Genomic DNA, 18849 nt, shown 5'->3' on the forward strand with positions numbered 1-18849 from the left:
GCCTCGAAGCGGGCCACGCGGCCACCGGTGTCGAGGATCTTCTGCTTGCCGGTGTAGAAGGGGTGGCATTCCGAGCACACGTCCACGCGGATCTCACCGGCGGTAACGGTGGAACGGGTCTCGAAGCTGTTGCCGCAGGTGCACGTGACCTTGGTGGGCACGTACTCGGGGTGGATTCCCTGCTTCATAGGTTTCTCCTTGTGGCTAGAGGGTCCCGGGTCCCGCACGGATGCACGGGTGAACCGGAGGCCGGTCGGTTATTGTGCCAGGCCGCCCCGGCCGTCACAATGCGCACCTCGGGTGAGACGCGGCACGGTGGCGGCGGGGCGACTCCGGTGTACGGGAAGGATCAGGCGAGCTTGGCGTCGTCGTCGGCATCCGCCAAGGAAGTGCCCTGCGGAGTGGTCTTGGAGATGACCATGAGGAACTCCGCGTTGGACTGAGTCTCCTTTAGCTTGCCGAGCACCAACTCGAGGGCCTGTTGCTGCTCCAGACCGGAGAAAAGGCGCCGCAGCCGCCACATGATCTTCAACTGGGCCGGGTCGATCAGCAGCTCCTCACGGCGCGTGGAGGAGGCGGCAACGTCGACGGCGGGGAAGACTCGCCGCTCGGCCAGCTGCCGCGACAACCGCAGCTCCATATTGCCGGTGCCCTTGAACTCCTCGAAGATGACCTCATCCATCTTGGAGCCGGTCTCCACCAGGGCGGTGGCCAGGATCGTCAGGCTGCCACCGTTCTCAATGTTGCGGGCGGCGCCGAAGAAACGCTTGGGCGGGTACAGCGCACTGGCATCCACACCACCGGACAGGATGCGCCCGGAGGCGGGGGCGGCCAGGTTGTAGGCGCGGCCCAGGCGGGTGATGGAGTCCAGCAGCACCACCACGTCCTGTCCCAGCTCCACCAGCCGCTTGGCGCGCTCGATGGCGAGCTCGGCCACAGTGGTGTGGTCGGATGCGGGTCGGTCGAAGGTGGAGGCGATGACCTCCCCCTTGACCGTGCGCTGCATATCGGTGACTTCCTCGGGACGCTCGTCGACCAGCACCACCATTAGGTGCGCCTCGGGGTTGTTCACGGAGATCGCGTTGGCGATCTGCTGCAGGATGATCGTCTTACCGGCCTTGGGCGGGGAGACGATCAGGCCGCGCTGGCCCTTGCCGATGGGTGAGACCAGATCGATCACTCGCGGGGTGAGCGCCTTCGGGGTGGTTTCCAGGCGCAACTGCTCCTGCGGGTACAGGGGGGTGAGCTTGGTGAACTCGGGACGGCGCTTGGCGCGCTCGGGGTCCATGCCGTTGATGGTCTCCACGGACACCAGTGGCTTGTACTTCAGTCGGTTGGCGCGGTTCTGGCGGCGCCCACGCCCGGAGCCACCGCTTGATCCCCCGTTGTCGCCGTTCTCTCGCACCCAGCCGGTGATGGCATCGCCTGCGCGCAGCCCGTTCTCCTTGATCTGCTGGCCACTGACGTACACGTCCTTGGGGCCCGGCAGGTAACCGGAGGTGCGCAGGTAGGCGTGCTGGTGGTCGGCGACGTCGAGTATGCCAGCTACCGGAAGCAGCACCTCTTCATCCCGGGATTGCTGCCCGCGAGTGTCCTGGTTGCCGTCGTAGTCGCGACGCTTGCGGCCTCGACGCCGCCTTCCGCCGCGGGTGTCATCGTTCGCCTGGTCCTCCCAGTCGTTACCGCCTCGACGCCGCCGCTCCGCCGGTTCGACGGCGGGGGTACCGGTGGCGTCGGCGAGGTCCCGCATGAGGGCGGCCTTGGCATCAGCATGATCCTCGGGAACGAACTCATTGCCGACGCGACGTTCGGGGCCTCCGGAGGCGATCTGAGCCCGACGCCGGGAGCGCCGCGGGTCCTCGCGTCCATCGTGCACCGCCACGGCGGACTCACGTCGGGCGCCACCGGCGCGGGTGACGCGGCCCGGTGTCGCCGGGGCGGCGGGTTCCGGCGACGCCGCGCGCTGGGGCATATCCAGTGTCAATGGCTCGGCAGGCGTGGCGGGGGCGTCCTGGGGCGCACCGGCCGCAGCCGTTACTCGACGTCGGGAGCGAGCCCGGGCAGAGGTTCCTATCTCCTGCACGCCGCCCGAGTCGGCGTCGGTCGGAGCGGACTGCTTCTCCGACTCCGGCGCAGCGGCGGCATCCGCCCCGGCCTCCGGAGCGGGGGCGACCCGCCCACTGCGCCGCACCGAAGCGGACGCCTCAGCCTGCTTGGTCTGCCCGCTGTTCTCGCGGCCCGCCGGAGGGGCGGAGACATTTGCCTGATGTTCGCGGATCGCGGCGATGAGCTCGCTCTTCCGCATGCGTGAAGTACCCTTTAGTCCCATGGTTGAGGCGAGCCGCTGAAGCTCGGCCAGCCGCATGGTGGACAGCGAAGGGCGGGCGCTGGAAATCTCGGTCACGAGTGTCCTTAACGGTGTGAGCATCGGCCAGTAATGGCAGATATATCTGGGACTGTCCCGGAATATCACGGGCGAAGTCGTGCACCAGTGAAGTTCCGCGGCAGGGCCTACGAACTCAGCCTGATGCGCACTCGACGGGCCGGTCAGTGTCGGCTCGCCGGTGAGAACTGTAGCAGACCCCAGGGCCCCTCAGGTGCACGTTCTGGGGAACGGCGGATGTGAATCGGCTCCCTTCACACCAACTGAGCACCGTTGAGATCTATTCCGGGCCGTAGCACGCTCCAGCCGTGCCGTTCCAGAGTGAAACGGGTCTGCTGAGACAGATCGGCCAGCACCAGCACGGTTGGCCCGGCGCCGGAGATTACCGCCGGATATCCCTGTTCGCGCAGAGAGTCCATGACGGCCATGGATGCGGGCAACACCTCGCGCCGGTACTCCTGGTGCAGCCGGTCCTCAGTCCCCGCCATGAGCAGGTCGGGACGGCCCGCAAGCGCCAGCATGAGGATGGCGGCGCGGGAGGTGTTGAACAGGGCGTCGGCGCGGGGCACGGAGTCGGGCAGGACCTTGCGGGCTTCCTCGGTGCTCAGTCGCGTCGTCGACGGCGGCACGAGCAGGTTGACCGCCAGGGTGGCGTCCACGGGCATCGGGGCGGAGCGCGGGGTGCCGTCCGCCTCGATCCAAGCGACGGTGGCACCTCCGAATACCGCCGGAGCGACGTTGTCCGGGTGCCCCTCGAAAGCCGTTGCGATCCGGAAAACCTCCTCATCGGGCAGCGCGTCGGGATCCGAGAGCAGCCCACGGGCGAGCATCAACCCGGCGACGGCGGCGCTAGCCGAGGAGCCCATACCACCTCCGTGAGGGATGCGATTCACGCAGTGCATTTCGAAGCCCGCCTGGGGGGCGCCCACTGCATCCAAACCGGCACGCAGCGCCCGCACCACCAGGTTGGAGTCGTCGGTGGGAACTGTTCCCTCCCCCACACCCTCTACGGTGACCTCGGTGGCACCCACGACCGGGCGGACCTCTACCTCGTCGTAGTAGGTGAAGGCCATGCCGAAGGAATCGAAGCCGGGACCCATGTTAGCGGTGGTTGCTGGAACGCGTACCGCCGCACGCTCGTTGACCAGTCTCATCGCGGCGTCACAGTCCCTCTACGCGACGGGTGGAGACCACCTCGGCCACGCGCTCCTGCGCGCGCAGTGCGTCCACGGCGGCCTCAAGTCCGGCCACCGGCGCGGTGTGGGTGACGATGGTCACCAGCGCCAGCTCATCTCCGACGTCAACGTAGCTGGCCTGCCGCACCGAGTTGATGGACACCTCGTGGTCGCCGAATACCTGGGCGACGGCGGCGAGCGAGCCGGGCGCGTCGGCCACCCGGAGTTGGATCTGGTAGCGGGTCAGGGCCTGCTCTGGGGACAGGATCGGCAACTCGGCATAGCTGGATTCGCGGGGCGCCTGCCCACCGTTGACGCGGTGGGCGGCGGCGGCCACGACGTCGGACAGCACAGCGGACGCGGTGGGGGCTCCGCCGGCGCCCTGACCGTAGAACATGAGGCGTCCGGCAGCCTCGGCGTCCACCAGCACGGCGTTGAAGCCGCCGTGGACGCTGGCGAGCGGGTGGTCCGAGGGCACCAGGGCGGGGTGCACGCGCACGGAGATTCCGTCGACGTCGTCGCCATGCTCGGCGCTGAACCGCTGGGCGATGGCCAGCAGTTTTATCTCACATCCGGAGGCGTGGGCCTCGCGGATGTCGTCGGCGGTGATGGAGCGGATGCCCTCCACCTCCACGTCGTCGATACCCACTCGCGTGTGGAAGGCGAGGGAGGCGATTATGGCGGCCTTGGCGGCGGCATCGAGCCCATCGACGTCGGCCGTGGGGTCTGCCTCGGCGTAGCCGAGTTCCTGGGCGGCGGCCAGGGCGGCGTCGAAGGACAGGCCCTTGGTGCTCATCTCATCAAGGATGTAGTTGGTGGTGCCGTTCACAATGCCGAGCACACTGGTGACACGGTCACCGGCCATGGACTCGCGCAGCGCATATATCACCGGGATGGCACCGGCGACGGCGGCCTCGTAGTAGAAGTCGGTACGGGCGGCTGCGGCGGCCGCGTACAGCTCGGGACCGTGGGCGGCGATGAGCGCCTTGTTGCCGGTGATCACGCTGGCGCCGGAGGCGAATGCGGCCAGGATCAGGCTGCGGGCCGGCTCTATACCGCCGATGAGTTCGATAACGACATCGTTGGAGGTAGCCACGGCTTCGGCGTCATCGGTGAGCAGTTCACGCGGAACAGACTCGTCACGGGGCGCGTCCACGTTGCGTACGGCCACGCCGGTGATCTCCAAGCGGGCGCCGGAGCGGGCGGCGAAGTCGTCGGCCTGTTCCAGCAGCAGCCGGATCACCTGGGTGCCGACGGTGCCGGAGCCGAGGACTCCTACGCGCAGTGTGGAGCGGTCGGGCGCGGACGCGACCGACCGGCCTGACTGCGCCATTTCCTGGGCTGCCTGCTGTTTCACGGGAACCACCTCGAGTGCATACGGGCTCGCCGGGGCGGGCGAGCGTGACTCGGCACAGCATAGGCGGCACCGAGGAGTTCGCGCTTCCTCGGTTCGGTGAGCTGCGGCAGAATCGGGGTCAGGCCACAGCCTGCTACTCAATGAGCCGGGTGATCTGCTCGTGTTCCCGGGTCAAAGCGTCAGCGGTTTCGGAATCACCCCGGGCCTGCGCCGCCTGTGCCACAAGGTCCAGAGAGTAAGCCAGGTCTTGATACGCCTGGGGCGTGCCCTGGGCGTCGGCCAGCTCCCGGCGGATTGCCAGCGACTCCCGGTAGGCGGCGTCCGCAGCGTCCCAGTCACCACGCACCGACGCCACACTCCCCACATTGTCCAGCGCAACCGACAGGTCCCGCCGCGCCTGCGGCGTACCCAAAGCGTCGGCCAGCTCCCGGCGGATTGCCAGCGACTCCCGGTAAGCCTCAGCCGCAGCACCCAAGTCACCACGCGCCCGCGCCACTCGTCCGACGTTGTCCAGCGCAACCGACAGGTCACGCCGCGCCTCCGGCGAACCCAACTCACCAACCAGCTCACGCCTGATCACCAGCGACTCCCGGTAAGCCTCAGCCGCAGCACCCAAGTCACCACGCACCAGAGCGACACGCCCCAAATTGTCCAATACGGCCGACAGGTCACGCCACGTCTTAGGCGTACCCAACTCACCAACTAACTCCCTTCTAAACGCCAACGACTCTGCATAGGCATCATCTGCAGTACCCAAGTCACCGCGCACCTCAGCCACGCGCCCAACGTTTTTCAGCGCGACCGACAGGTCACGCCGGGCCGCAGACGTACCAGTCATGGCAACCTGATCCCGCGCCCGCTGCAGCTGGTAGTCGGCTGCCAAAGCCGCAGACTCCAGCGCCCCAAAGTCAATGGCAATACGCCACGCCGTGTCAATCACCTGAGCACTCAGCACGTCAGGCAGTTCGGGCGCATCTTTGATGCATCTGCTCAGTACCACCTCAACGCCCGCTCCGTCACCGAGCATTCCGGCTATCTCGGCCCGCACCAGCGCGAAAAGCACTCTCCCCAGCTGCGAGTGCCCATACGTGGAGCTCTCCAATGCTCGCCGCGCAGCGACCGGGTCAGTTGCCAGCAGCCGGCGAGCCCGTTCCACTTCTCGCAGCACCGCCGCCGCCTCGTCACTACGCAGGTCCGGCGGCAGGGTGATCCGCCACGCGGCTCTATAGCCGTCGCCTGCGGGCACAGGAGTTTCAGCGTCGAGTGGAGGCGCCTGGGCGAATGCGGAGCGATCCGCACCCTGACTTCCGATCGTAAGCACCAGTGAGCGCACGGACCACAGGTCCACCGCCTCCCGCACGGCGTCGACCAAGAGCTGAGTGGGCCCGCCGATGATGACGCAACCCGCGCCACGCTGCGCCAGTCTCACCCTGAGCTCGTTCAGCCGGTGCAGAGCACCGCTGCGTTGGTTGCCGTCCCAGGCATCAATCCAAAGCACGCCCGGTGCCGGCAGACGGCGGGAAAGCCACTCGGATACACCATCACCCTTGGGCGCTTCATTCCAGGGGATGTGCGCTCGCACCGACCACATCCGGGCACGAGCACGCATATCCTCAAGCTGGTCGCGGGACTGGACTGCGATGAATACGACCGTACCCCGGTCCGCCGTCCACTCCAGGTGGTGGCGCAGATCCGACCATGCCTCATCTACGCCTACGGCGTGCAGAGGATCCGGCATCCCCATGTTCAGGACTGCTCACTATTGTCTGCCACCAGGGGCGCGAGCAAAGGGTGCACGCCGTACCAGTCAACGGTTCCGTTGCGGTAGCACATTACCGCCCCCTGGGCCTGCAGCTCCCACGCCAATGCAGAAAGCTCCCTCGGAACCCGCAACTGCTTGGTCCGTTGGACATCGGACAGGATCTCCCAATGCTCCTCACTGAGTACAACTCCCAGACTTGAGCGCTCCTTGCGTTCCGCGCTCTCTATCTCCGCCTCGTCAACCGGTAGGCCTCCCTCCTTGAGCAGCAGACCTGCGACCAGCCGGAAAAGGTCGCGGAATAATCCGCCGGAGGCCCGTATCACCCGATCAGTCTGATCACCCAGTAACCGCCCCAGGTCCCCCTCCGGCGCGCGGCGGGCAAGTACTTTGCGGAGCAACTCGATGCCCTCCGTGCAGTCTGAGCCATCCTTCTCACGCACCTTCACATTCAGAACCGGCCAGATCTGCCCCGCCCACCCCGGAGGGGTGGCGTAGATGGGTACCGTGTAAACCACGTGCATGTCGGGCAGGGCGAGCTCGTCCGCATAAATCGAGAACAGCGACTTCACCGATTCACGCACCTGATCGAAGGCATCCGCCCGCCCCCGGTAGTGGTCAATGGAGTCGACGATGAACACCGGGGTGCGCCCGCCCGGCAGAGCAGCAACCACATCCTTGAAGAACCTGTGAATCTCTTCTCTGAAGACCGCCCTGTTGGACGCCAGCGCCTTTCTCACCTGCGCACGGAAGGATTCGTCATCACGTAGCGCCACACGCAGGTCCAGTGCGACTGGTCCGGCAGTGGGCTTCAGATTTACGTCTATGTCTACGTCTATGCGCCCCAGAAGATCCCAGATGCGTTTACGGAGCTTGTCCTGCGGGAGATCAGCATCCTTGCAGTTGTCAACGAATCCCGCCGCCAGGCCCACAAGGAACGCACCCTCATCAATCGGCAGTTCGGTATTGAAGTAATCCTCAACGTCCCAGTACACGGGGATGTACCGCTCGCGATCAAGCTCGCGCTGCAGGCGCATCAGCTCCGTGGTCTTGCCCGCACCCCGGTACCCGGACAGTAGCTGCACGGAGCCGCCGGTGGTGAAGTCAATGGCATTGATAATCTCGGTGACCAGGTCAGGACCGGCCGGCCCATCAGGGTCGGCGTAGATCGGCACGTAAAAGCGCTCATACTCGTCCTCCTCGGAGAGCATGCTGCGTCCCTGGTGAACGCTCAGGGCCTGGTAGAAGGCCTTGCGGTACTCGCGGTCACTGAGAGCCATGACATGATCATAAGCGGTGCGGCCGGGCCGGAGAACAGGCCAGCAGAGCCGTCGCCAGCCCCCTCGAACGGCGTCCACCCCATGCCTGGATGCCGCCCTTGCCCAGACTCACCGCAGCTCGCGCACCAACCTCGCGCTGAGGACACCCCAGCCGGCCAGCGCCGACAGACTCAAGGCCAGGCCCGCGGCCGTGTATAGGGACGGGGTGATGGCAACGATGAGCAGCACGCCGACCAGAACGCAGGTCACCAAGGCCCATACGGCCAGCATGCCGTCGCGCCCGGCAGGCTCACGACGATGACTGCGGCTAATGGGGCCGTCGTAACGCCCCCACGCCGGGGGCGGGGTCTCCAGGGAAGAACGCATCGTGTCCATAACCAGACCGTAAGCAAGATCTCACCCGCGCAGTACGTCCCCGGGGTGGAATCACAGCCCCTGCTGCTCCTCCTCAAGGAGTAGGGGACTTCCCCGAATGACTCAGTGTGCATCGAACACCGCCAAGCAGACACTTGTAGAGCATGTAGAACATTTGGTATAATCCATTCATGAAGGCTCAACCCGCAGTCAGTCCGCACGGCACTCCGGCGCCGTCCTCTGGCTCTGGCCCCGCCGTCGCTGCCAGCACCCGCACTGTCAGCCTCCGCGAACTCAACCAGCGCTCCGGACGCATCGTCGCCGACGTCGTCTCCTCCGGTCGCCCCGTCACCATCACCGACCGTGGCCGTCCAGTTGTCCGTCTGGTACCGATCGCCCCCGAAGAGACTCCCTACGAGCGTCTGCTGCGCGAAGGACTCATCCAAGAGGCCACGCACGAGCGTACCGGTCCGCTGCCCAGTATCAATGTTCCAAACGGCGCCCAGCTGTACGCCGACTTCATGGCTGAACGAGAGGAAGAACGGTGATCTACCTTGATACCTCCGCCTTGCTCCTAGTGCTCCTGGCCCAACCCGGTCATGAGGCAGTCTCCGCTCACCTCGCTGCTACGGAAGACAGGCTGCTCTCCTCGGCATTACTCGAACTCGAGGTATTCAGGGCGTTGCGCCGGGAGAAGCATGCACTGGCCGTTGCTGACACGGCACTGCGGATGATTGGGCTATGCGCAATCAATGACGCCGTGATAGGCCATGCCAAGGCACTGACCGGCGAACTCAAGTCGCTGGATGCGATTCACCTGGCCACAGCCCTCATCCTGGATGACCCGCGCGACCCGGTGACGGTCCTCACTCAGGACGCGCGCCTGGCCAAAGCCGCACGCGCCCAAGGGCTCCGCACACTCGACCCGGCAGAACCGTCGGTCTAGTCCCCCTCCAGGGCGAGGAGGTGGGCGATGGTCTCCGGGCGCAGCACCCAGCCCTGCCGGCCGTCCTCAACCCAGGCGACGCCGGGCCGGGTGAACAGATTGTAGTTGGAGGCCATGGAGCGCCCGTAGGCGCCGGTGGCCGGGACTGCCAACACGTCACCCACGGCCAGGTCGGCGGGCAGGTCCACGTCGCGCACGACCACGTCTCCGCTCTCACAGTGCTTGCCGACCACGCGTGCACGCACCAGTCCTGCCTCCGGGTCGGGGCGCCGGTTGGCGACGAGAGCGGTGTAGGCGGCGTCGTACAGGGCGGGGCGGATGTTGTCGCTCATGCCGCCGTCCACGCTCACGTACAGGCGGGCGGCCCCCTCCCCCAGCTGAACGTGCTTGAGGCCGGTCACCGTGTACAGGGTGACCATGGCCGGTCCGGCCATCGAGCGGCCGGGCTCCACCGATACGTGCGGCACGGCGTCGCCGAGTTCGGCACACAGAGAGCGGACCGCCTCGGCCAGGGCGCGGGCGACCTCGGCGGGTGAGGGCGCGACCGGGTCGGAGCCGGTGTAGGCGATGCCGTAGCCGCCGCCCAGGTCCACCTCTTGGCACAGCACCCCGGTAGCCGCGGCGATCTGGTGGCGCAGGCGCAGCACGACGCTGACGGCCTCCCGGAATCCGGCCAGGTCGAAGATCTGGGAGCCGATGTGGGAGTGAAGCCCGTGCAGGGTCAGCTCCGGGGCGGCGACGACGGCGCGGGCGGCGTCCAGCGCCGCACCCGTGGCCACGGAGATGCCGAACTTCTGGTCCTCGTGGGCGGTGGAGATGTACTCGTGCCCGCCGGCGTGGATGCCGGTGGTCAGGCGCAGCATCACCGCCCCGGTCTCCACGGGGCCGTAGATGCCGGACTCGCGCAGGCGGCGCACGGCGGCGGCCGCCAGGTCGATCTCCTCGACCGAGTCCAAGACCAGATGGCCCACCCGGTGGGTCAGGGCCGCAGCGATCTCGGCCTCCGTCTTGCCATTGCCGTGCAGGCCCAGGCGGGTTGCGTGAGCGGTGGCGGCCTCACCGTCGACCTCGGCCAGCGCGGCCAGGCCGATGGCCAGCTCACCGGCGGAGGCGGTGTCGATGCCCATGCCCTCGGACAGCACGGTGCGTGCCACACGCGTGGTGAGGAATGCCTTGGCCGCATAGTAGGCCTGGCCGCCCGCCATGCCGTATCCGGACCAGAACTCCTCCGCCATGGCGGCGGCCCAGGTGGCGGCACGGCCGCGCAGGTCGGCCTCGTCCAGGACGAACATGGGGGTGGGGGCGTCGGCGAGGATCTCCCCCAGGCTGCGCCCGCCGATCTCCAGGGCGCCGTCGGCGCCGCGGCGGGCGGTCGACGGCCACAGGTCCGGGCGTGCTTCGGGCTCGGGCGCGGTCAGGGTGCCGAGTGGGGCCTTGCCCGCGGGTACGGCGCTCATCACATGCGCTCCGGGGCGGTCACGCCCAACAGGTCGAGGCCATTGGCGATGACCTGCCCGACGGCGTCGTTGACCCACAACCGGGCGACGTGCCCGGCGTCGACCGGGTCGTCGCCGCGCGGGGTGACGCGGGTGGCGCCGTACCAGGTGTGGTAGGCGGCGGCGAGTGTCTCCAGGTAGCGGGCCACGCGGTGCTGCTCGCGCAGGGCGGCGGCCTGGGCGACGATGGCCGGATACTGGGCGAGCACGCCCAGCAGCTGGGCATCGTGGGGGGTGTCCAGCTGGGCGGGGTCGAAGCCGACCTCGCGGGTTACGCCACGCTCGGCGGCGTTACGCGCCACGGAGCGGATGCGGGCGTGGGCGTACTGGACGTAATAGACGGGGTTGTCGTTGGAGGTGGAGGCCAGCAGGTTCAGGTCGATGTCGATCATGGAGTCCATGGAGGAGCGGGACAGCGCGTAGCGGGCCGCGTCCACGCCGACGGCGTCGACCAGGTCCTCCAGGGTGACCACGGTGCCGGCGCGCTTGGACATGCGCACCGGCTGCCCGTCGCGCACCAGGTTGACCAGCTGACCGATGATGATCTGCATGTTGACGCCGGGCTCGTCGCCGTAGGCGGCACACATGGCCATCATGCGGCCGATGTAGCCGTGATGGTCGGCGCCGAGCAGGTAGATGGCGCAGTCGGCGCCGCGGGCACGCTTGTCCAGGTAGTAGGCGACGTCGGCGGCGAAGTAGGCGGGGTCGCCGTCGGACTTGATCAGGACGCGGTCCTTGTCGTCCCCGAAAGCGGTGGTGCGCAGCCAGGTGGCGCCGTCGGCCTCGAAGATGACGCCGCGCTCGCGCAGGCGGCCGATGGCGCGCTCGACGGCGCCGGAGGTGTGCAGGGAGTCCTCATGGAAGAAGACGTCGAAGTCGGTGCGGAAGGCGTGCAGCTCGGCCTTGACGGCGGCGAACATCAGGTCGACGCCGCGGGCGCGGAAGACCTCGGTGGCCTCGGCGTCGGGCAGGGTGGCGGGGTCGGGGCCGCCGGCGGCGGCCTCATCCGCGGTCACCCGGGCGGCGATCTCACCGATGTAGGCGCCGCCGTAACCGTCCTCGGGGGTCTCCTGGCCGCGGGCGGCGGCCAGCAGGGAGCGGGCGAAGCGATCGATCTGGGTGCCGTGGTCGTTGAAGTAGTACTCACGGGTGACCTCGGCACCGCAGGCGGCCATGATGCGGGCCAGGGAGTCGCCGACGGCGGCCCAGCGGGCCCCGCCCAGGTGCACGGGTCCGGTGGGGTTGGCGGAGACGTACTCGAGGTTGATGTGCTGCCCGGCCAGGGAGTCGTTGGTGCCGTAAGCGGTGCCGGCGGTGAGGATGGTGCGGGCGAGCTCGCCGGCACTGGCGGCGTCCAGGCGGATGTTGAGGAAGCCGGGGCCGGCGACCTCGGCGGAGGCAACGCCGTCCAGGGCACCTACGCGCTCGGACAGCAGCTGGGCCAGGGCGCGCGGGTTCGTGCCGGCCTTCTTGGCCAGCTGCATGGCGACGTTGGTGGCCCAGTCGCCGTGCTCGCGAGAGCGGGGGCGCTCGACCTTGGGGACCGGCACCTCCTCCACGGGTAGGGCGAGGCTGCCGTCACTGGCGGCGGCGATGAGGACGGTGCGGATCGCTTCGGCGAGCTCTTCTGGGGTCACGCACGCCAGCGTACCGGCACCGCCCCGACCCGCCGAAACCATCCCGAATCCCACACCGAGATCGGTAGACGTTACGTGCCGAGGTCGGTAGATCTTACGTGCCGAGGTCGGTTGATACGGGTCCTTCGCGTCGCCCGGTGACGCGTATGCGAGACGCCAGTTCCCGGAGGGCCACTGAGCCAGCAGCTTCTCAGCATCCTCCGGGCGCCCTCCTGCCAGATATGCAGTGGCCAGACTGTCACGTGCGGCCAGCGTGTCGGGATGCTCCGGACCCAGCAGCCGCAAGCGCATGTCAGTGATGCCGTCATCCTCGCCATAACGCAGTTCTATCGCCTGCCGTAGCAGGCTCATGACCGGCTCCGCACCGCCACCTGCAAGAGCGTTCTCGACCCGCCCCAGCAGAGCTAAAGAAGAGTGGCGCCCAGCCGGAATGCTCGGCCAGCTCGCAGTAGATTCTGCGCCGGTCGAGCAGATGGGCGAACGGAGTTGATACCTCAACATGCCTGCCCTGGTCCGCCAGATCACTTACCGACTTGGCCACGCTGCGCTGCTCCGCGCCCACTCGCTCGGCAATCACCTTGACTGGCAGTGGCCGGTCGGCGGCTGCCAGTTCGGCGACGACGAGCCGCTGCTGTAGCGAGAGCCGCGCGAGCCGATCCGGGTTGTGGAAGCACGGCGTTGTGGAAGCACGGCCAGGCGAAGTCCCTCCATGACGACCTCCGACGTACGTGAACTCTCACGTGCAGATATACGTGAAGATTCACGTAGGCCAAGCGCACCGAGGTCAACCCGCCTCCACCGCGCCCCAGCACGCGAACTCCTCCGCAAAGTAGTAGAGTTTCGGGCACCCGAAACTATGTGAGGAGGTCGACCGTGCCCGATCCCGGGAACACTCCCGACGCCGTCGACGCCATCGTGCGTAAGCACAGGCCCCGGCCGCGCCCGCCCCGGCACCGGCTGCTGGCGCTGCTCGGCCCGGCCTTCGTGGCCGCGGTCGCCTACGTGGACCCCGGCAACGTGGCGGCGAACATCACCGCCGGCGCCCGCTACGGCTACACGCTCGTGTGGGTGCTGGTACTGGCCAATGCCATGGCGGTACTCATCCAGTACCAGAGCGCCAAACTCGGCATCGTCACCGGCCGCTCACTGCCGCAGGTACTGGGCGACCGACTCGGCCGCGGCACCCGCCTGGCCTACTGGGCACAGGCCGAACTGGTCGCCGCCGCCACCGACTTGGCCGAGGTGATCGGCGGCGCCGTCGCCCTGCACCTACTGTTCAACATCCCGCTGCTGACCGGTGGCGTGATCATCGGCGCCGTCTCCATGCTGCTGCTGGCACTGCAAGAACGACGCAGTCAGCGCACCTTCGAGGGAGCCGTGGTCGCGCTCCTGGTGGTGGTGACCATCGGCTTCGTAGGCGGGCTTTTCATCTCGCCGCCCGACTGGGGCGAGACCTTCGCCGGCCTCCTTCCCCGCCTGCAGGGCTCAGGCAGCCTGCTGGTGGCAGCCTCCATGCTCGGCGCCACCGTCATGCCGCACGCGATCTACCTGCACTCCTCACTGGTGCGCGACCACCACGACGAAATAGGCGAGGGCCATGCTCAGCGACTGGCGGCCGACGGTACCGCGATGGCGACTCCCGACGACGCCCCCTCCGGCCAGGAGCGCACCGGCAGGCTGATCCACGCCACCCGGGTGGACGTCATCTGGGCACTGGCAGTGGCCGGCGCCGTCAACATCGCCCTGCTGCTACTGGCCGCCTCCGCCCTGTCCGGAGTCAGTGGCACCGACACGATCGAAGGGGCGCACGCCGCCATCACGGCGTCACTGGGGCCCGTCGTCGGCGTTGTGTTCGCGGTTGGCCTACTGGCCTCCGGCCTGGCCTCAACCTCAGTGGGGGCCTATGCCGGCAGTGAGATCATGGCGGGCCTGCTGCACATCCGTGTCCCCCTGCTGGCCCGCCGCGCCGTCACCCTGGTGCCAGCGCTGATCATCATCGGCGTTGGGGCGGAGCCGACCTGGGCGCTCGTGCTCAGCCAGGTGGTGTTATCTTTCGGGATCCCGCTGGCGATCGTGCCGCTCATGCGGGCCACGGGCTCGGAGCAGCTCATGGGCCGGTGGCGCGACGGCGTGGTCCTGCGCTGGACGTCCCGCACGGCAGCGGCACTGATCATCGTGCTAAACGTCGCGCTGGTGGTGCTCACGCTGAACGGCAACGGGTGAGACGGCCCGACGTCGTCGAACGCACAGCCCCACGGTTTCCACCCAACGGCCGAACGCTGGTACAGTCACGCCTCAGGCCCCGGTAGCTCAGTGGATAGAGCGTCTGCCTCCGGAGCAGAAGGTCGCAGGTTCGAATCCTGTCCGGGGCACCGGCCCCGAGCCCCCGCCCGACCCCGAGTCGGCGGGGGCTCCGTCGATCCTGCGGGGCAACAAATCGGCAGGCTCAACACCGAGGAACTCTGCCGTCCGGATCAGATCCTCCGCGCTCCACGCTGTCGTACCACGGATCTTTCGGCCCACGGCGGGACCGGTGATCCCGAGGTGGTGCGCAAGGCTACGGCGAGTCTCATGGCGCACAAAGAGCCCTTCGTTGACGGTGAAGCCGATCGCTTCATCCGCCGTGTAGCCAGGGTCAGAACTGTTCAAAGCCGTCTCAGCCATACACAAGAGGCTACAACTGAACTTCTCGTCACACAAGAGCGCTTGACGCACTCACGATACGAGAGATATACATGCGGGCATGGCCGATACTTCAGGTACCACCTCGAACCAGGAGTACATGTCGCCGCGTGACGCGGCGGCGTTCCTGCAACTTCCGTCCGTGACGGCACGAACACTACGGAACTGGGCGCGCGCAGGCGAGATACCGGTGGTGGTGTTGCCGAATGGGCGGTTGTTGTTTCGTCGGCGGGATGTTGAGGCGTTGCTGGAGCCTCAGGTGATGGGGCCTGAGGGGTCTGAGGTGTCGGGTTCGTCTGTTGGTTCGTCGGGTGTTGTGCCTGGTCAGGGGGCTTTGCTGTGAGGGGCGTTGGTGTGATGGCTGACGGTGCCGTGGTGTCGGTGCGTGAGTGGCTGGCGATGTCGGAGCCTAGGTCGGTGGTGCGGTGCCCAGGTACAGGCGCGGATGGGCGTCGTTGCCTGGCTCGCGTGTTCGCCGGCGGGGTGGACTCCGGGGTGGTGTGGCCTGTGTGGCGGTGCCGGGGTCATGCGCCGGGGTGTGACCGCGCTCGGGAGGCGAGCGGCGGGCCCGGCGCGGCTGGTTGGCTGCGGGTAGATGGGCCTGATGCTGGCATGTATGCGGGCGTGGTGCCTGAGGTTGTGCGGGCGTTGGTTGATGGTCTGGTTCCTGTGGGCCTGCCTGAGGGCGTGGCTTGTGTGGAGGTGACTGAGCTGCGATGGGGTCTTGATTGGGAGCTGGATGGTGGTGAGGTCGCTTGGCGGGTTGGCTCTGATCCTGGCCGCTGGGTTTTGTCCACCATGGAGAGTCTGGTCACGGACTTTTCAGCGGCGTGGGAGCGTCACCGCACACGCGTGGACGCCTGCCGGGGCGTGTGTGAGCGTACGACCGGCCTGGCCCGAGCGGCCGGTGTCGACCTGTCCGGGCTGCCGGTGGTGGTTGACGCGTGGGGTGGCTCGTGCGAGCTGGAGGTCCGGCCACCGTCGGGCCGGCGGGTCACGGTGTCGGTGCCGGGCGAGGACGGGCCGGTGGCCGCTCGATCGGGCTGGGGCCGGTGGGTTGAGGGCCTGGATGATGCGGCCGCCGTGGACCTGGTCAGGGGCGCGTCGTGAGCTGGTCAGCGCTGGTAGGCGATGGAGTCGGTGTCGTCGAGGACGATGTAGAGGCTGCCGCTGTTGGCAGATACGCGCAGGGTGCCGATGACGATGACGTGGTGGTCTACGAGGTCACCGATGCTGGCGTCGAGGTTGTCCTGGACGCTGGGGGCTTGGTCCTCACGGATCATGAAGCCGGCGGTGTTTCTTGGTCTGGTGCCGGGCTGGGGCTTGAGGTGCAGGAAGACGCTGCGTGTTGCGGTGTTCTCGGCGTAGTCGGTGACTTGGCCGTAGAAGCACGCGTGCAGGCCGTTGTGGTCTTTGGTGAGGGTGTTTGCGGGGATCAGGAGTCGGCTGACCGGTCCTCTGGTCTTGTCGGGCAGCGCAAGGGTTGTTTCGGGGTCGAGGCGGCCGTTGAGGGCGCGGGCGAGCAGCGAGGCCAATGGGACTGTTCTCGCGGTGGGGGCGGATCGTCTGCTGGCGGGGCCTGTGATGGCTGTGGCCATGGGACGCCCGGAGGCCTTGGTGCGGGTAGTGGGCGTCCTGGTGTCCTTGCCCGGTGTGGAGCTTGGCGTGATGAGCAGCAGCGTCGGCCCCTCATGGCGGGTGCGGGTGGTTGTGGATCCGTCGCGGTGGCCTTGTCTGGCTCGCACCGCGGCTTCTCCCTCGTCGCAGTCGGTGATGTGTTCCTTGGCGAAGAAGTGGGGTCGGACGTACGGGGAGTTCAGTGCCCTGGCCCAGGCGGTGGCGCGGCAGGGTCTGCCGTCGGGCGCCTGGCCCGGGCAGGTCAGTGCCTGGGGCGTGTCGGGACTAGCCGCGTATTCGTTGATGCTGATCAGTTTTCCGCCGCTGGTGGCTGCGTAGCGCACGGTGGTGCTCCTGTCTTGGGGACGGTAGGTCGGTCCTGCCTGTCCTCAGCAGGTGCGGGGCGTCTGACTGCCTCGGCCTGCGGGCCTGCTGGCGGTGGTGCGTCGGCGGGCCAGGGTGGGAGGGCGCCCGGCGTGGTGTCCTCCCACCTGTCCCTGATTGTTACCGAGACCGGATCGCGACATGCCCGGGTTCGGTCGGCTCTCCTAGGAGGTTCGAATGTTTAGGACGTTGTCTGCCGGTGTTGCTGTGGGTGTGTTGGCGGCGGTTCCGTTGCCTGCTGCTCCGGCGGCCGCTGTGTCGGGGGAGTTTGAGCCGGGGTGGGCGTATCGGGTCGAGGCCGGTGAGGTGCTGAGGACGGGCCGGATCGTGGATCAGGCCCTGCCGGGTGAGAGCGCTGAGGCTGACCGGTGCGGGGGCGTCGATGGGCGCGTGCGGGCGGAGATTGACCTGGATGTGCCGGGCCTGACCTGGAGCGGGTCGGATGGGTGTCTGCGCTGGGCCCAGGCCACCGACGGCGACGGACAGGTGCATCGGTACTGGGTCACTCCGGGCGCCGAGGTGGTCTATGTGGTCGAGCTGGCCGACGCGCCTGTGGTGGGCGTGTCTGGCTAGTGCAGTTCAGTGAGCTCGCCCGGTCGGGTCTTGTCCTTGTTTCCCTTGTTCCTCTCTTCCCTAGTGATTCGGTGGGTGATCCGTTGTGAGCAGCGATTTCAGTGACGTGGATGTGCGGTCGGGTGCTGGTTTGCGGCGCGCGTTGGCTGAGGTGCGGCGTGCGCCTGGTGGCTGGGAGTCGGGTCTGGGTGCGGCGGTGGCTGAGGCGGTGTCGGTGGAGCTGCGGCGGCGGGTGGGCCGGCGCAGGCCGGGTGCTTTGGCGGGCCGGTGCGGGGGTCTGGATGAGGTGCTGCTGATGCTGCGCGCGGAGGTGCTGGACTTGCTGATGTTGCGGCCGGGTGAGGTTGAGGCGGCTGGGGATGAGGAGTTGTGGCCTTGGTTGGTGCGGCGCGCTGTGTGGGCTGTGGGCGACGCCGCAGTGATGGAGGAGCTGCACGGCCTGGCCGGCGACACTAATGCGCACCGCCTGGCGCGGCGGGCCGCGTCCGACGGCGTGGTGGTTGGTGCGTTGGAGGACGCGGATGACCGCGCGGTGGAGCGGGCGGAGCGGATTGTTCCGGCCGGCGACGGGACGCCGGAGGCCGTGGAGGTGGGGCCGGTGCTGGGGCTGCTGGTTGAGGTCCTGGTGGGTGCGGGCGTGCCCGCACGGGTGGCGGCTGACGGGACGGTGAGAGTCGCGGAGCTGGCAGTGTCGGAGCCGGCGCGGGCTAGGCACACACGGGCCCGTGAAGACGCCCGGGCCGGCGAGCTTGGCCGGCTGGGCGTGGATGAAGCAGCGGCGGGAGCGTGGATGGCCCTGGTGGTGGGGTCGAAGCGGGCAGGGGTGGATTCGTCGCTGGTGCTGGCGCTGCGGTCAGGCCGGGCGGATGTGGCCGGCGGCGGCTGGTCCGATCTGCAGCGGGTCTGGGTGGCGCGCGTCGCGGCCGGCGTGCATGCGGTGCCCGCGGACGCCGTGGACCCGGTGACGACTGAGAGCGAGGGGCCAGCGGTGGTGCCGGGTGGGTTGCAGCTGGAGCTGGCGCTGGCGCTGGCTGCGGAGGCGGTGATGCCCCGGGTTGCGTGACCGGGGTCGTCGGCCACCCCGTAAACGGCCGATCGCCTCACCACCGGGAGGGTGGTGAGGCGACCTAGAAGATACGGCACCCAGCCCATAGTTTTCGCAGACTCGGCTGGGGGCCTGGGGGGGGCTTGCACCCCAACGGCAGT

18 protein-coding genes and 1 tRNA gene are annotated in these 18849 nt (G+C 68.0%); 9 read left to right on the forward strand and 10 right to left on the reverse strand.

Features of this window, described 5'->3' with window-relative positions; translation table 11 throughout:
• The 7 genes from rpmE to Q4A20_RS02090 form a co-directional block, all read right to left on the reverse strand.
• Positions 1-188, reverse strand: a 188-nt coding sequence (gene rpmE, locus Q4A20_RS02060; RefSeq protein ID WP_303119669.1) for a 50S ribosomal protein L31, incomplete at its 3' end; no start/stop codon positions are given.
• 161 nt (positions 189-349) lie between these two features.
• Positions 350-2404 carry a transcription termination factor Rho gene (gene rho / locus Q4A20_RS02065; protein WP_303119671.1) on the reverse strand — a complete coding sequence of 685 codons (2055 nt, stop codon included), beginning with the start codon at positions 2402-2404 and terminating at the stop codon, positions 350-352.
• A gap of 233 nt (positions 2405-2637) precedes the next feature.
• Entirely contained in the window at positions 2638-3537 is a 900-nt protein-coding gene (thrB, locus tag Q4A20_RS02070; protein ID WP_303119673.1) for a homoserine kinase, read from the reverse strand.
• A 7-nt stretch (positions 3538-3544) separates the two neighbouring features.
• Entirely contained in the window at positions 3545-4891 is a 1347-nt protein-coding gene (locus Q4A20_RS02075; RefSeq protein WP_303119848.1) for a homoserine dehydrogenase, read from the reverse strand.
• Between the two features lie 157 nt (positions 4892-5048).
• Positions 5049-6659 carry a tetratricopeptide repeat protein gene (locus Q4A20_RS02080; protein ID WP_303119675.1) on the reverse strand — a complete coding sequence of 537 codons (1611 nt, stop codon included), beginning with the start codon at positions 6657-6659 and terminating at the stop codon, positions 5049-5051.
• Between the two features lie 2 nt (positions 6660-6661).
• Positions 6662-7954 carry a hypothetical protein gene (locus tag Q4A20_RS02085; protein WP_303119677.1) on the reverse strand — a complete coding sequence of 431 codons (1293 nt, stop codon included), beginning with the start codon at positions 7952-7954 and terminating at the stop codon, positions 6662-6664.
• Between the two features lie 108 nt (positions 7955-8062).
• The gene (locus Q4A20_RS02090; protein ID WP_303119679.1) at positions 8063-8329 is read right to left on the reverse strand and encodes a hypothetical protein; all 267 of its coding nucleotides are present in this window, start codon (positions 8327-8329) and stop codon (positions 8063-8065) included.
• A gap of 170 nt (positions 8330-8499) precedes the next feature.
• Between Q4A20_RS02090 and Q4A20_RS02095 the strand changes: the two genes are divergently transcribed.
• Together Q4A20_RS02095 and Q4A20_RS02100 are read left to right on the forward strand one after the other, a co-directional pair.
• Positions 8500-8856 carry a type II toxin-antitoxin system Phd/YefM family antitoxin gene (locus Q4A20_RS02095; protein ID WP_303119681.1) on the forward strand — a complete coding sequence of 119 codons (357 nt, stop codon included), beginning with the start codon at positions 8500-8502 and terminating at the stop codon, positions 8854-8856.
• A complete protein-coding gene (locus tag Q4A20_RS02100; protein ID WP_303119683.1) occupies positions 8853-9254 on the forward strand; it encodes a PIN domain-containing protein in 402 nt (133 codons plus the stop codon). The genes Q4A20_RS02095 and Q4A20_RS02100 overlap by 4 nt, the downstream gene beginning before the upstream one ends.
• Here Q4A20_RS02100 and lysA read toward each other — a convergent pair.
• Both lysA and argS read right to left on the reverse strand, forming a co-directional pair.
• Positions 9251-10714: a diaminopimelate decarboxylase gene (lysA, locus tag Q4A20_RS02105; protein ID WP_303119685.1), complete on the reverse strand. Its 1464-nt coding sequence runs from the start codon at positions 10712-10714 to the stop codon at positions 9251-9253. The two genes, Q4A20_RS02100 and lysA, sit on opposite strands and share 4 nt — an antisense overlap.
• Positions 10711-12387, reverse strand: a complete 1677-nt coding sequence (gene argS / locus Q4A20_RS02110; RefSeq protein ID WP_303119851.1) for an arginine--tRNA ligase — start codon at positions 12385-12387, stop codon at positions 10711-10713. Before argS ends, lysA begins: the two co-directional genes overlap by 4 nt.
• Before the next feature lie 499 nt (positions 12388-12886).
• Here argS and Q4A20_RS02115 point away from each other — a divergent pair, with 499 nt between their 5' ends.
• From Q4A20_RS02115 to Q4A20_RS02135, 5 genes are all read left to right on the forward strand, one after another.
• The gene (locus tag Q4A20_RS02115) at positions 12887-13024 is read left to right on the forward strand and encodes a hypothetical protein (RefSeq protein WP_303119686.1); all 138 of its coding nucleotides are present in this window, start codon (positions 12887-12889) and stop codon (positions 13022-13024) included.
• 278 nt (positions 13025-13302) lie between these two features.
• Positions 13303-14610, forward strand: a complete 1308-nt coding sequence (locus tag Q4A20_RS02120; protein ID WP_303119853.1) for an Nramp family divalent metal transporter — start codon at positions 13303-13305, stop codon at positions 14608-14610.
• A gap of 76 nt (positions 14611-14686) precedes the next feature.
• Positions 14687-14759: transfer RNA gene (locus tag Q4A20_RS02125), tRNA-Arg, on the forward strand.
• Between the two features lie 371 nt (positions 14760-15130).
• Positions 15131-15412, forward strand: coding sequence for a helix-turn-helix domain-containing protein (locus tag Q4A20_RS02130; RefSeq protein WP_303119688.1), 282 nt, complete (start codon positions 15131-15133; stop codon positions 15410-15412).
• A gap of 359 nt (positions 15413-15771) precedes the next feature.
• Positions 15772-16179: a hypothetical protein gene (locus tag Q4A20_RS02135; protein WP_303119691.1), complete on the forward strand. Its 408-nt coding sequence runs from the start codon at positions 15772-15774 to the stop codon at positions 16177-16179.
• Positions 16180-16184: 5 nt separating this feature from the next.
• Here the strand turns inward: Q4A20_RS02135 and Q4A20_RS02140 are convergent, their stop codons facing one another.
• The gene (locus Q4A20_RS02140; RefSeq protein WP_303119693.1) at positions 16185-17030 is read right to left on the reverse strand and encodes a hypothetical protein; all 846 of its coding nucleotides are present in this window, start codon (positions 17028-17030) and stop codon (positions 16185-16187) included.
• A gap of 217 nt (positions 17031-17247) precedes the next feature.
• On the opposite strand from Q4A20_RS02140, the gene Q4A20_RS02145 reads away from it, so the two are divergent.
• Positions 17248-17643: a hypothetical protein gene (locus Q4A20_RS02145; RefSeq protein WP_303119694.1), complete on the forward strand. Its 396-nt coding sequence runs from the start codon at positions 17248-17250 to the stop codon at positions 17641-17643.
• Between the two features lie 85 nt (positions 17644-17728).
• Complete coding sequence (locus tag Q4A20_RS02150) at positions 17729-18706, forward strand: hypothetical protein (protein WP_303119697.1); 978 nt, start codon at positions 17729-17731, stop codon at positions 18704-18706.
• The last annotated feature ends 143 nt before the right edge of the window (positions 18707-18849 follow it).

Origin of the sequence: Actinomyces sp. (genome assembly GCF_030530635.1) — a bacterium.
In the GTDB taxonomy this organism is placed as follows: domain Bacteria; phylum Actinomycetota; class Actinomycetes; order Actinomycetales; family Actinomycetaceae; genus Actinomyces.

Bases quoted from the DNA above. Each gene is read 5' to 3' on its own strand.
- Q4A20_RS02080 (WP_303119675.1), bottom strand. From the start codon at position 6,659: ATGGGGATGCCGGATCCTCTGCACGCCGTAGGCGTAGATGAGGCATGG.
- Q4A20_RS02075 (WP_303119848.1), bottom strand. From the start codon at position 4,891: ATGGCGCAGTCAGGCCGGTCGGTCGCGTCCGCGCCCGACCGCTCCACA.
- Q4A20_RS02095 (WP_303119681.1), top strand. From the start codon at position 8,500: ATGAAGGCTCAACCCGCAGTCAGTCCGCACGGCACTCCGGCGCCGTCC.
- Q4A20_RS02090 (WP_303119679.1), bottom strand. From the start codon at position 8,329: ATGGACACGATGCGTTCTTCCCTGGAGACCCCGCCCCCGGCGTGGGGG.
- Q4A20_RS02085 (WP_303119677.1), bottom strand. From the start codon at position 7,954: ATGGCTCTCAGTGACCGCGAGTACCGCAAGGCCTTCTACCAGGCCCTG.
- Q4A20_RS02145 (WP_303119694.1), top strand. From the start codon at position 17,248: ATGTTTAGGACGTTGTCTGCCGGTGTTGCTGTGGGTGTGTTGGCGGCG.
- thrB (WP_303119673.1), bottom strand. From the start codon at position 3,537: ATGAGACTGGTCAACGAGCGTGCGGCGGTACGCGTTCCAGCAACCACC.
- Q4A20_RS02115 (WP_303119686.1), top strand. From the start codon at position 12,887: ATGCCTGCCCTGGTCCGCCAGATCACTTACCGACTTGGCCACGCTGCG.
- Q4A20_RS02130 (WP_303119688.1), top strand. From the start codon at position 15,131: ATGGCCGATACTTCAGGTACCACCTCGAACCAGGAGTACATGTCGCCG.